Below are 12,283 nucleotides of genomic sequence, written 5' to 3'. Positions count from 1 at the left end.
CTAACTAGTACTATTCAACGGGAACCTCACTGTGACGCGGGTTCCCTTGCCCTTTTCACTGTCGATGCGCAACTCGCCGCCATGGGCTTTGGCGATCTGTTTACATAGATAGAGCCCCAATCCAAGGCCACCAGTGTGCGCGCGAGATCGGTCTCCACGATAGAAGGGGTCCGTCAGCGCAGCTAAATGCTCCGATTCGACGCCTTGGCCTTTGTCCTCAATCGTCAGCTCGCCATAATCCGGCTGCTGTCTCCAACTGGCGACAACGTCTTTGCCCTCTCCATGTTTCAGCGCATTATCTAGCAAGTTGGCCGTCAGCAGCTTGAAGCGCACTGGGTCCAGGTGCGCCTGACTATTTGCGGAGCAATCCAGTCTGATCATGGAGCGCTGTCTGGCGAAACGCTCATCGATCAGCTCGGTTAATAGTTTGGCGGTATCGACGTCGTGCAACTGGAGCGCGCGATGGCCGGTTTCCAGTCTTTCGCATTCCAGTAGCTCAGTGATCAGTCTGTCCATATGCTGTATTTCACGCACCAATTCATTTCGTTGCTCTTCGTCATCAATCATTTCGCCAGCAACGCGCATTCGGGTGAGGGGCGATCTGAGCTCATGGCTGATGGCCAGCAGCAACTGCCGCTTGGCGTTAAGCATGGATTCAATCTGCGCGGACATAGTGTTGAAGGTGTCGCTCAACTGCCCCAGCTCATCCTGCCTCAAGGTGGGAATGCGTTGCTGGAAGTCGCCGCCAGCGACTTTTTGCGCGGCCTGGTTCAGCCAGCCTATGGGTTTAAGCAGTCGCTTAATGCCCAGAAAGCAGAGAAAGATCACCAGTAAGATCGACAACAGCAGGGCGATGCCGGTAAAAGTCAGGCCGTCCTCGCTTTCAAATGGCCTGGCGTAGAAATAGATCGTGGCGTCCGGGCGTGGAATGCGCAGGATAAAGTAGCGTCTCCAATGAGTGAATTCGATACGCCCATCGCCGGCGTCGCGAAATTCAAGAGTCGCGCTGGCGAACGGGGGCGTTTCGGATACCCAGCCTCCAGCGGTCTTCTGGACGCTGACTTGAGTATGGGTGCGGCTTTCTATAGATGCGATGAACGTCGAGTCGTAGGGCGGTTGGATGTCTTTGCTGAGGGAGTAAAAGTAATCGGAAAAAATATCTTTCCAGAAAACATGGGCGCGTTCCTGCGAAATATTCTGGAAGGCCGCCACGATGAGCACTAAAACTGCAAAGGCGGCGGCCAGAAATATCAAAATCAGCCTGACCGACAGAGAGTGTCGACGTTGTTGTTTATGCTTGAACATTACGGCGCTTCTCCGACAAATCGGTAACCCGCTCCCCAGACGGTCTTTATGAACTCCCTTTTACTTTTCGTCTTCATTTTCTGACGCAGGCGGCTGACTGTAATATCTATTGCGCGGGAGAACAGCTCCACTTCCGTACCTTTGAGACTGTTCATGATTTCGTCGCGGGAAAACACTTTACCGGGAGCGGAGGCGAATAGCTGCAGCAGGCGGAACTCGGACGTGGTCAGCGTAAGCGGGCGTCCGGACACGAGCGCTTCCTGTGTCGTTGGGTTAATCTCCAAATCACGGAATTGCATTACAGGCGAGGGTTTTTCCGCAGAGACGTGGCGACGGGTAATGCTTTGAATACGCGCGGCGAGCTCCCTTGGTTCAAACGGCTTCGGCAGATAATCATCGGCGCCTAACTCCAAGCCAACGATCCGGTCCGTCACTTCGCCCCGGGCCGTCAGCATGATGATGGGCGTTGTGTAGTCATGGCGAAGCTTGCGGCACACGGAAAACCCATCTTCCTCCGGCAACATGACGTCCAGAATAATCGCGTCGGGCTGGCTTTGCTTTAATTGCGCATAGGCGATTGACGGCGCGGAAGCATGTCGAAGCTCCCAGCCAAAACGCTGAAAGTAGCGGTTTAGCAGACGCGCCAGGTCATTATCGTCATCAATCAGCAACAACTTCATAAGTATTCGCGGCGAAAAAAGGGAAATCGGAATGACATCATAGTGCGACTGTAATCGGCGCTGTAGCGGCAAAGTTTCAAGGATTTGTTTCTCTGTCGAAAAAATCCTTTTTTATCATGGCGATATGTCGTTACAAAGTGAAACAAGCCGATACGGCGGTGAAAAGAATAGCCGCGAGCGTCATCCTACACTGAGCACGTTGATCATCATGTTAAACATCACGAGGATACGCGCTATGAAAATGGGTAAGTACGTCAGAAAACCTATGTTGTGGATATTGATCGCCGCAATGTCTTTAGGAGCGATGGCCTGTCGCTATGATCCTGAAAAACGCTGGGAGCACGCCAAGGAGTGGGTCAGCGATGAGCTTGAACTCAACGCAGATCAACAGGTCATACTGGATGAACTGCTTGCGCAGATCCAGGCGGCGAAACAGAAAATGAAATCAGAACGGGAAGGCGCCCATGAGTTGCTGATCGCGCAGATCAACAGTGAGGAACTGGATGAAGCAAAAATCCTGACGGCATTTGAAGCGCACCAACAGCAAATGAATGAAGCGGTCGCTGGCGTACTGCCTACTCTCACCAGACTGCACAGCACCCTGACTGCAGAACAGAAAGCCACGTTGGTGGCGTTTATTGAGAAACACGCCAAACGCGGGTTTCATGGGAGAAGGGACTGGTAAGTAAATAGCCTGACTGATCATTCAAGTGCGTTAATGAACGCCTTTCTCTGGAACGTTTCCTGTGGCCTTATGTCTGGGGGAAGTGTTTTTAGAGGAAAGGCGTTTTATCTTTTTCGCCAGCTGAATGGAAGGACGCTCAACCATCCAATAAAGACATTGCGCCGCAACAAGGCTGACTATCAATCCAAGCAAAAACAGAAGCATGGATAAAAGTGGCGTTATGGTTTGGTCTTCGAGCAGTCGCTTGCCGAAAGAGACGGCTTTCCAACCGATATCGGAGTGTATCAGATAGAGGCTGTAGGATATTTTTCCCAAGTATTGCAGAGGCCATTGCGTCAATCCTGTGGCGAGCCAGCCCGCCAGGCCAAATAGGTAGATAAGCGCCACACTGGCGAGCCCTACGACGACATATCCGTTCACACTGGCGGTGCTTTGGAGTAAGACTTCTACGCCCACAAACGCAAAAAACAGATACTTCATCCAGGCGACACCGCTTAATGCATAATAAGCCGATACCCCGAGAAAGAAATAATGCCAGTAAGGGAGAAACAAGCCTTGCAGCAGGCCGGGTAACGTTTTATGGGTCTGTAGAACGGATATTACGCCTACAGCGAACATAAACAGTAAGCTGTATCGCAATATATCGATATTGCGCCATGCCTTTAACTTATTAGCCAATACATACACCAGAACGAGGAAGAGGTAGAGCTGGACTTCAATGCAAAGTGTCCAGTACACCTCTGATATGACTGGTGGATATCCTAAAAAGTATTGCAGGTAAAAAATATGGGCGATGACATTTTCCACTGTCGGGTATATCTGCGCCACCTGAAATACTCTTTGCACCAGCAGCGCCAGGATAATTGTGATGGCGATGGAAGCCCAATATGGCGGATCAAGGCGAATCGCCCGACGCAGGGCGAACTTTCCCATATAACGGAAATCAGCCTCCTCGCAACGAACGGTATGAGCGATAACGAAGCCGCTCAGTACAAAAAATGTCGATACGCCGAGGTAGCCATAGTTAAGCATCGCGCGTATGGGTTCGGGCAACCAGTGGAGTTCGCGCCACAGGTTTATATACAGGTGAAAGAACACCACAGCTAACGCTGCTATGCCACGCATTGCATCCAGTGCTTGGAACCGGGATCCTTCCGCCAACTTCATGTGAGTCTCCTGTCTAGGCCCTTATAGAAAAGGGCGATCCGATAAATTCACCTGCAACGACTCGGCTTTCAGTACAGTATATCCCGCAGGTATAGATTGGCTGCGGTATTGCACAGATTACACAATCGTTTACATAGGATTGCCAGCTGGTGTTTGGTTTAAAGTTTTCCTGCTACTAAACTCAAGATATGAGTAAAAAAGTTGGCCACATATAGAACCTGTTAGAAGTGAAGGAAGGTTGCGCAATGTTAGAAACCGAAGACCAGTTATGTGAGATTCTCAGTGGGATCGGTTATGACGAGCATGAAGTCGTGATGATGGATGTGCCGGGCGTTGCACGGAAGGCCTTCGCTGTTGAAATTACCGCCGGAGAGGCGATGGATTTGTGGGCGGAGTTTCGCTCTATTTCCGAACAGACCGGCATGTGGCCGGTGTTGCATGCATGCTGGTTGAATGATGCCGGCAGCTGGCGCGAGGCGGTGCTCAACGAGGATGCGTTTATGCGCCGTCCTTATGGGTGGGAGCCGTCGGGAGCGGATCGGGATCTCTCGCCGCAGGCGATCTGCGCCGGCGCGGAGATGGCTGATATTCAGGCGGTCCTGGCGGCCCATAATCGCCTGTACTCCGAAGATCTGGAGGAGAACTTCGAGTACAGCATCGGTCATACCAAAGAGCGTTTTGGCAAAGTTCCCTCTCTGGATGAAATCAATAAATTGATCGCCGAGAAGCGGATCAATAGCTACTTTGAATTCGAGCGCTGGATGTTGGAATGGGAAATACAATACTCCGGCGCTGGCGACGTGCTGGAGCCGGAGTACTGCGACCATATCGACTGGTACGAGCCCCAGGGGCAGGCGCAGGCGTTAATGCTGTTGCCGACCACAAAACCTTGGGAAGCGCTCGCGTATATGCATTGGTACGGCGCCGAGAATGTGGGGTCGGAAGCCTGTATCGCCATGTTGCGACATTGGCATGACAAGTACGGCGCAGAGCTGGTGGCCCATTACGGAACCATGCTGCAGTTCAACGCCAAGTCGGGGCCAAAGGATATTTTCGAATCCTTTGAGCTGGCCTGTGAACAGGAAGCGCTGGCGCCTTGCACCACGGCGCTGGCTGGGGTTCTCCTGCGTGATCACGCCCGTTCGCTCATGAAAACCCGCCGTTGGTTTTTACACGAGCGTCCCTGAGCTTCAACACTCATAAACGATTTAACCGCCCTGGCGCTAGCCGGCGTTAATCCTGCTCCAATAAGCGCGGCCCAGGGCCTTGCGCCGCCAATTCGTCCCAGGGATTGCGCAGTGGGCAATCCTCCATCGAAAGACAGCCGCAACCGATGCACTCATCCAGTTGATCCCTTAACTGGATGAGTTTGCGTATACGGTCATTCAGCACTTCTTTCCATTGTTCTGATAAACGCCGCCAGTCCGCCGCGCTGGGCGCGCGCCCTTCGGGCAGGGTGGACAAGGCGTCCCTGATCGCTGACAAAGGCACTCCGGTGCGCTGCGCCACCTTGATGATCGCTACCCTCCGCAGGACGCCTCTTGGATAACGACGCTGATTGCCGGAGTTGCGACGGCTCTTCAGCAATCCTTTGGATTCGTAGAAATGCAGGGTGGACACCGCGACGCCGCTACGTTTCGCCACTTCTCCGACGCTGAGTTCTTTGTAGGCGTTACAGGCATTGAGCTTCGCCATAAAAATACCTCTTGACCTAAAGTTAAGTTGAGGTTTTACACTGCCGCAGACTTGATAACAACCTCTTTGGAGTAATGATTTATGGGCAATGATATTAACGTGGCGTTGATCTATGGCAGCACTCGGGAAGGGCGCTTCTGCGACAAAGTGGCGCGCTGGGCTGGCGGACGCATTCTTAATCGTCAGGGATTGAATCTGGATATGATTGACCCGGCGGAACTGGCGCTGCCTCCGTACCATCAACGTGAGCGTCCGCCTGCGGTCGAAGCGCTGTGCCGTCGCATTGGACAGGCGGACGCGTTCGTCGTCGTGACGCCGGAATATAATCATGGCTATCCCGCGCCTTTGAAGTTCGTGATTGACTCCGTGAACAGCGAATGGCGCGCCAAACCGGTGGCGTTTGTATCCTATGGCGGTATTTCCGGTGGTCTGCGGGCGGTGGAGCAGCTGCGTCTGGTGTTTGCGGAGCTGCACGCAGTGACAGTAAGGGATACCGTCAGTTTCGTCAGCGCCTGGGAGCAGTTTGACGAGAACGGAGAGCTGTTGGCCCCTGCGCGCGCGCAAAAGTCCATGGACATTATGCTGGATCGTCTGGTCTGGTGGGCGCAAGCTTTACAAGGAGCGCGTCAGACAACCCCATATGACGGTAAACAGGCTGCCTGATGCTGATTGTCAGTGGGAGGAGCGTCGGCGCAAAAGCAGCGCCATCGCTCCCAGCCCCAGAAGCGCGATATAAGCGGGTTCTGGCGCGGCCAGATCATGTGGCGGCGCCGACTGTGTGTTGGCGTGATATATCGGCAGATCCACATTCTGTAAGTGAGCTTCGGATTCGACCGGGATCAGCGTCTGATCGCCAACGCTGGCTTGCGTCGCTAGTGTGGACGCCGCCGCCGTTGCGCAAAGCGATGAGGCCGCAATGAATAGAATTGCTTTGAACTGCATAAGCCTTTTATCTTCAGTGAGTTGGACGAATATTGAATGAAGGGGACTCTCTCCCAGAGAGAGCTGAAATGATACCTTTTGCTACGACATATAGTGTCGTAACAGCGGCGAATGAATGAAACTCAAAGTGCGTGACATACAGGAAATCCTGGGTAGAGAGCTGGCTTCAGCCATCACTCAGCAAGGCTCAGGGTATGGCTCGATGGTTGACGACTTCCAGAAGAGGCTGCTGAAACCATCCATATCCCAGCGCTTTTTCAATATCACCTTCAACCTATCACACTAAGCCGTTCTCCCTTGCGATGGCCAGCGCCTGCGTTCTGCGCCGCACCCCCAGTTTAGCGTAGATGTTGCGCAAGTGAGTCTTTACCGTGGAGGCGGCGATATTCAGCGCGAGTGCGATTTCCTCGTTGCTGCGCCCTGCGGACAGGTGATTCAGAATAGTGGTTTCTCGTTGACTGAGCTCTTCCAATAACGGGGATTTGCTGCGGCCAGGCTGCGGGCGGACCTGAGAGGGTGAATAAGCCGTCAGTTCTGAGATAAATGTCGCCGCGTGTCCGCGTCGCGCCATATCCGTTAATAGCGGTTGCAATAGACTGATTTCTTCCCGAAAGGGGCGACGCACGCCGAGAGGCGCCGCGGCGTTCACGGCCTGACTGAGAAACTCTCTTGCGCTGCTGGGGCGCGCTTGGGCCAGCTCATTGAGGCAGCAGAGCACCAGCAGGTTGATGGAAAAGTACAGGTTGCCGGCTTTCTGGATAAGAGTGAGGCGCTCCAGTAGCAGGTCCAGTACGTCCGCCTGCTGGTAGATCTTGATGCGGGCGTACATCATCAGCTCAATGGTTTGTCGCTGTAAATTGACGATAGGCGCCTGGGTATCATAAGCCGCGGCCCACTGCGCCAAGGGGAAGGGATTGCCTGACAGCGCGTCGAGAAGGACTTTGAGCGTGGCGGGGCTGGGGACGACAAAATTCCACTGAGTGAAATGTTGCTGGAAATAGGCGTCCAGCTGATTCAGCGCCTTTTCCGCCTGCGGATAGTCTTGTTGAGCAAGGCGCAGGGCGAATTCGCCCCATTTGTGGTAGACCCGGTCCACCGCCATGACTCGGTCATCGGTGGCGTCCCACAGGCGCTCCAACTCCTGATTGGCCGCCTCAGGTTGTTCCAACTCAAGGAGAATCAACAGGCGCAGATAGTGCAGGGCGCCCCAGTTCGGCAGGCAATGCATGTGGCGGCTTTCCAACCAGGACTGCTGCTCCTCCAGTAGCTCTTTGGCGAATTGCAGCTTGCCTTGCTGGAGAAGCACAGGAATCAACCAGGAAAGGGTAGCGAGTAGGCAGAAACCCTCTTCATATTTACGACTGCTGCGCAAGGCGCGCATCAGCAGATACTGCGCGGCATGCAGTGAACCACGAATGTATTCGTCCGCGCCCAGGCCTTGAAACAGCCAGGCGGTGAAGGGCGAATCCTGTTCCGGTAGAAAGTCGCGGGTTTGCTCAAGCTGTTCGGTGGCGAGTTTGGGCCTATCCGTCATCCGGGCGATGTGGCTGCGTCCGAGAATGATCATGCATTTCAGCTCCCTGACGGACTCAGACTCCTGTAACCCGTATTGGCGTTTCAATTGCGCCAGCGCGGGAGGATTCTGCGATTGTTCCAGCATGGCGTCCACGTAGCGTTCCGCCTGATCCAGGTCGGCCTCGACCTCGTCGAAGCGCATCCGCGTCAACTGCAAAAATGCCCGCTGGGCCAAGAGCTTAGGATAACGGTGCAGTTGCTCTTGTGGGATTTTCGCCAGCAGACGCGCCACCAGAGGGTAATGCCCCATGCGTAGAATCTCCGGTAGCGCGCGGCCTGCGCATAATGCGGTTTGCTCCCAGTCGCCAGCCAGAGTCCACTGCTCCATGGCCTCCAAAAAATAGCCTTGCTCCGCGTACCATTGTGCGGCTTGTCCATGCAGCGTTTGCAGGTCCCCTGGCGGACGCTCCTGATTGCGCAATAGCAGCCAATCCCTCAGCAAATCATGGAAGCGATACCAGGCGCCATCGGCGCTGGTTTCAGATAAAAACAGCTGCCGCCTTAACAAGGTTTCCAGCAACAAGGCGGCGTCGACGCCAGGGCAAAGCTGGTTGGCGAGCTGCAAGTTAAAACGGGGAACCAGGGCCAGATTCAATAAGCCTGTCTGCACCCAATCGTCCTGTTGCTGAAAACATTCTTCCGCCAGATAGGCGGCCACATTCTCCGGCGGCGCGTTCAGAGTGAGCAGCCTATTGGCGGGTTGTGACTGCAGGTTCAAGCCATACAGTTGCAATGCGCCGATCCAGCCCTCCGTAAGGCGATGCAGTTTTTTCATCTCCGATGCGTCCAGGCTTATCCCCAGGCGGGTTTGCAGAAATTGCGGCGCTTCGGTTTCAGAGAGCCTCAGGTGTTCCGCATTCAGCAACAGAACGCTGTCGCGGACCTGACGACGCGGGATATGCAGTGCAGGTATCGTTCGACTGATCAGGGTGACATGAAGGTAGGGCGGCAGATGATCAAGAAAGTAATCCAGTTGCTGCAACAAGGCCGGATCGTTGAGGTAATGCACATCGTCAATCGCCACCAGCATGCTCTTTGGGCGCCGCCAAGTGCGTCCCAGTTGCGTCAACTCATCCAGCAAGCTGCGCACAGCGTTCAAAGCGTCGTCATCCACAGACAGGATGCGCGCGCTGCGCGGGCCGACTTTAGGGAATACGGACTCGAATCCCGCGCACACATAACGCCAGAATATGCCGGGAGTATTGTCTTGTTCGTCCAGGGCGTACCACAGGTAGGGGAGTTGTTCGCGATGAAGGAACTGCGCCAGCGCGGTGGTTTTGCCAAAGCCCGGCGGCGCCGACACCAATGTGACTGGCTTTCTTATTATGCCGCCAAGTCGTTGTTGCAAGGCGTCCCGAGGCAGAAGTTGCACGGGTAGCTGAGGCGGTTGCAGTTTGCTTGTGAGAATCATGATGGTTGCCGCGACGTCCTGAGTCGCGCTCAGTATCGGTCCGGCTCTAAGCGCCTCGCAAGCAAAAAGCGATAGACTGTCGTCAAAAGTGTCGAGCAATTCCCGTTTTGAATCAGATAAGTACGCCTTTTGGTGGAGGGCTGCGATGCAGGCGGCGGGCATTGCGATGCTTTCGGGCGGCGCCTATAGTGTCTCACTGGAACCCATAACAACGCATAACCATAGCTACCAGGGAGCTTAATATGAAATCACGCGCAGCAGTCGCATTCGCCGCCGGCCAGCCGCTCGAAATTGTCGAAGTGGACGTGCAAGGCCCAAAAGCCGGGGAAGTGCTGGTCAAGATTGTCGCCACCGGCGTCTGTCATACCGACGCTTATACGCTCTCAGGAGATGATCCCGAAGGACTTTTTCCCGCTATTCTTGGTCATGAAGGCGGCGGTGTGGTGATGGAAGTCGGCGAAGGCGTGACTTCCGTTAAACCGGGCGATCACGTTATTCCTCTCTATATCCCGGAGTGCGGACAATGCAAGTTCTGCGCATCCGGCAAGACCAATCTCTGTCAGGCTATCCGGGTCACCCAGGGCAAAGGCCTGATGCCTGACGGCACTTCGCGCTTCTCTTATCAGGGTAAGCAGCTCTATCACTACATGGGCACCTCCACCTTTTCCGAGTACACCGTACTGCCGGAAATCGCGCTGGCCAAAATTAATCCCAAAGCCCCTTTGGAGAAAGTCTGTCTGTTGGGCTGTGGCGTCACCACCGGCATTGGCGCGGTGTTGAATACGGCGAAAGTAGAGCCAGGCTCGACGGTGGCGGTATTCGGCCTGGGCGGCATTGGGTTGAGCGTGATTCAAGGCGCAGCAATGGCCAACGCGGGGCGGATTATCGCCGTTGACGTCAACCCGGATAAGTTCGAGATGGCGAAAGCCCTGGGCGCTACGGACTGCGTGAATCCCAAAGAGCTGTCAGCGCCAATTCAGGAAGCCCTGGTGGAAATGACCGACGGCGGCGTGGATTATTCCTTTGAATGCGTCGGCAATGTGCAATTGATGCGCGCGGCGTTGGAGTCCTGTCATAAAGGCTGGGGAACCTCGGTGATAATTGGCGTGGCGGGCGCCGGCCAGGAAATCTCCACCCGGCCCTTCCAATTGGTCACTGGCCGCACCTGGAAAGGCACGGCGTTTGGCGGCGTGAAAGGGCGCAGTCAGTTGCCGGGGTACGTGGATAAATATCTCAGCGGCGAGATCAAAGTGGACCCGATGGTCACCTACAGCCTGTCCTTGGATGACATCAATAAAGCCTTTGATTACATGCACGAAGGCAAGAGCATTCGCTCCGTCATTCTCTTTTAACGCACCGGGAGGAACCCTATGCACTTGATTCAGGAAAATAAATGCCACGGAGGATACTGGCGTCGCTATCAACACGACTCGGAGACCTGCGGCTGTTTGATGACCTTTTCCGTCTTCGTTCCGGCTGCTGCGGAGGAAGGGAAGTGCGCCACCTTGTTCTGGCTTTCCGGTTTGACCTGCACAGACCAGAACTTCGTGCAAAAGGCGGACGTGGAGGCCGCCGCCGCGGAATATGGCTTTATCGTGGTGGCTCCTGACACCAGTCCCCGCAATGTCGGCCTGGATGGCGAAGATCTCAGCTATGACTTCGGCTCTGGCGCCGGGTTTTACGTGGATGCCACGGAAGAGCCCTGGCGCGCGAATTACCGCATGTATTCCTACGTGACGGAAGAGCTGTACTCGCTGGTGGCGGATAATCTGCCCATGGACCCCGAGCGCACAGGCGTATTCGGACACTCCATGGGCGGGCACGGCGCACTGACCATCGCGCTTAAGCAGCCGGAGAAGTTTCGCTCTGTGTCTGCGTTGGCGCCGATTTGCGCGCCCATGTCCTGCCCTTGGGGTAAAAAAGCCTTGGCGGGGTATCTGGGAACCAATCAGGAAAACTGGAAAGCCTATGATTCTGTGGCGTTGATCGAGTCCGGGGCGAAAGTAAGCCGGATTCTGGTGGACCAGGGGGATAAAGACGAGTTCCTGGCGGAACAGTTGAACCCTGAGCTATTGAAGGCCGCTTGCGCGGAGAAGGACATCCCTCTGACTCTGAACTATCGCGCTGGATATGACCACAGCTACTTTTTCATTAAGACATTCATTCGCGATCATGTGAAACATCATCATAAGATGCTCAATGACGCCAATGGCTGACTGAGAATGCAGCGTAAACTTTAATTCAATGCGGAGATAAGTGGGATATGAAAGGAAGTTGTCTGTGCGGCGCCGTGCAATATGAAGTAAAGACCTTTGAAGAAAACGTGTCCCACTGCCATTGCTCCAAGTGTCGTAAGTTCCACGGTGCGGCGACGGGAACCTACGGCGTGGTGAACATGGCGAACTTTACCTGGTCCGCAGGTGAAGACCGCATCGCGGTTTACCGCTCATCGGAAACGGCGGAACGAGGCTTTTGCCCCCAATGCGGCTCCAGCCTGTTTTTCCGGTTTCTCAGCAACCCCGACTATATCGACATCGCCCTGGGAACTCTGGATGAAGAGCCGGACCACTTGCCGAAAGACCACATCTATACCGCATTCAAGGCGAAATGGTGTGTGATTGGCGATGGTTTGCCTCAGTATCCTGGGGTGCGGTTGACTTCCGACTGATTCAACCCGCCAGATAAAAGCAAGGCTTGCTAATCAGTTCCAGACTCTCGGTTACATGAAAGTCTGGAACAATTCTACATCTCGCTATAAAAGTGAGCGGTATGGGAAATAATGACGACATATCAAATAAAGTTGGCGTTTTTATATTCTATATA

At 54.4% G+C, this 12,283-nt stretch carries 13 protein-coding genes; 7 read left to right on the top strand and 6 right to left on the bottom strand.

The features are described from left to right. Together O5O45_RS18960 and O5O45_RS18955 are read right to left on the bottom strand one after the other, a co-directional pair. The gene (locus O5O45_RS18960; protein ID WP_305900922.1) at positions 1-1,305 is read right to left on the bottom strand and encodes a sensor histidine kinase; all 1,305 of its coding nucleotides are present in this window, start codon (positions 1,303-1,305) and stop codon (positions 1-3) included. After that, positions 1,305-1,985 carry a response regulator transcription factor gene (locus tag O5O45_RS18955; protein ID WP_305900921.1) on the bottom strand — a complete coding sequence of 227 codons (681 nt, stop codon included), beginning with the start codon at positions 1,983-1,985 and terminating at the stop codon, positions 1,305-1,307. The genes O5O45_RS18960 and O5O45_RS18955 overlap by 1 nt, the downstream gene beginning before the upstream one ends. 235 nt (positions 1,986-2,220) lie before the next feature. Between O5O45_RS18955 and O5O45_RS18950 the strand changes: the two genes are divergently transcribed. Further along, on the top strand, positions 2,221-2,670 hold the full coding sequence (locus O5O45_RS18950) for a Spy/CpxP family protein refolding chaperone (protein WP_305900920.1): 450 nt from the start codon (positions 2,221-2,223) through the stop codon (positions 2,668-2,670). Positions 2,671-2,700: 30 nt separating this feature from the next. Here the strand turns inward: O5O45_RS18950 and O5O45_RS18945 are convergent, their stop codons facing one another. Then, the gene (locus O5O45_RS18945) at positions 2,701-3,837 is read right to left on the bottom strand and encodes an acyltransferase family protein (protein WP_305900919.1); all 1,137 of its coding nucleotides are present in this window, start codon (positions 3,835-3,837) and stop codon (positions 2,701-2,703) included. Between the two features lie 245 nt (positions 3,838-4,082). Between O5O45_RS18945 and O5O45_RS18940 the strand changes: the two genes are divergently transcribed. Then, positions 4,083-5,024: a DUF4253 domain-containing protein gene (locus O5O45_RS18940; RefSeq protein ID WP_305900918.1), complete on the top strand. Its 942-nt coding sequence runs from the start codon at positions 4,083-4,085 to the stop codon at positions 5,022-5,024. 46 nt (positions 5,025-5,070) lie between these two features. Here the strand turns inward: O5O45_RS18940 and soxR are convergent, their stop codons facing one another. Beyond that, positions 5,071-5,532, bottom strand: coding sequence for a redox-sensitive transcriptional activator SoxR (gene soxR, locus O5O45_RS18935; protein WP_305900917.1), 462 nt, complete (start codon positions 5,530-5,532; stop codon positions 5,071-5,073). An 81-nt stretch (positions 5,533-5,613) separates the two neighbouring features. Here soxR and O5O45_RS18930 point away from each other — a divergent pair, with 81 nt between their 5' ends. Then, entirely contained in the window at positions 5,614-6,195 is a 582-nt protein-coding gene (locus tag O5O45_RS18930; protein WP_305900916.1) for an NADPH-dependent FMN reductase, read from the top strand. Positions 6,196-6,204: 9 nt separating this feature from the next. On the opposite strand, the gene O5O45_RS18925 is transcribed toward O5O45_RS18930, so the two are convergent. After that, on the bottom strand, positions 6,205-6,474 hold the full coding sequence (locus tag O5O45_RS18925; protein WP_305900915.1) for a PEP-CTERM sorting domain-containing protein: 270 nt from the start codon (positions 6,472-6,474) through the stop codon (positions 6,205-6,207). A gap of 115 nt (positions 6,475-6,589) precedes the next feature. Here O5O45_RS18925 and O5O45_RS18920 point away from each other — a divergent pair, with 115 nt between their 5' ends. Beyond that, positions 6,590-6,760, top strand: a complete 171-nt coding sequence (locus O5O45_RS18920; RefSeq protein ID WP_305900914.1) for a hypothetical protein — start codon at positions 6,590-6,592, stop codon at positions 6,758-6,760. Here the strand turns inward: O5O45_RS18920 and O5O45_RS18915 are convergent. Next, a complete protein-coding gene (locus O5O45_RS18915) occupies positions 6,752-9,460 on the bottom strand; it encodes a LuxR C-terminal-related transcriptional regulator (protein ID WP_305900913.1) in 2,709 nt (902 codons plus the stop codon). The genes O5O45_RS18920 and O5O45_RS18915 overlap by 9 nt on opposite strands. A 242-nt stretch (positions 9,461-9,702) precedes the next feature. On the opposite strand from O5O45_RS18915, the gene O5O45_RS18910 reads away from it, so the two are divergent. Genes O5O45_RS18910 through O5O45_RS18900 form a run of 3 tightly spaced genes read left to right on the top strand, consistent with a single transcriptional unit; the run spans position 9,703 to position 12,128 of the window. Next, complete coding sequence (locus O5O45_RS18910) at positions 9,703-10,812, top strand: S-(hydroxymethyl)glutathione dehydrogenase/class III alcohol dehydrogenase (RefSeq protein ID WP_305900912.1); 1,110 nt, start codon at positions 9,703-9,705, stop codon at positions 10,810-10,812. A gap of 18 nt (positions 10,813-10,830) precedes the next feature. Then, entirely contained in the window at positions 10,831-11,676 is an 846-nt protein-coding gene (fghA, locus tag O5O45_RS18905; protein WP_305900911.1) for an S-formylglutathione hydrolase, read from the top strand. Positions 11,677-11,723: 47 nt separating this feature from the next. Next, a complete protein-coding gene (locus O5O45_RS18900; protein ID WP_305900910.1) occupies positions 11,724-12,128 on the top strand; it encodes a GFA family protein in 405 nt (134 codons plus the stop codon). Positions 12,129-12,283 lie beyond the last annotated feature (155 nt).

This window comes from Hahella sp. HNIBRBA332 (assembly GCF_030719035.1).
Taxonomy (GTDB): Bacteria; Pseudomonadota; Gammaproteobacteria; order Pseudomonadales; family Oleiphilaceae; genus Hahella.
This window is presented reverse-complemented; position numbering and strand designations above follow the sequence as displayed.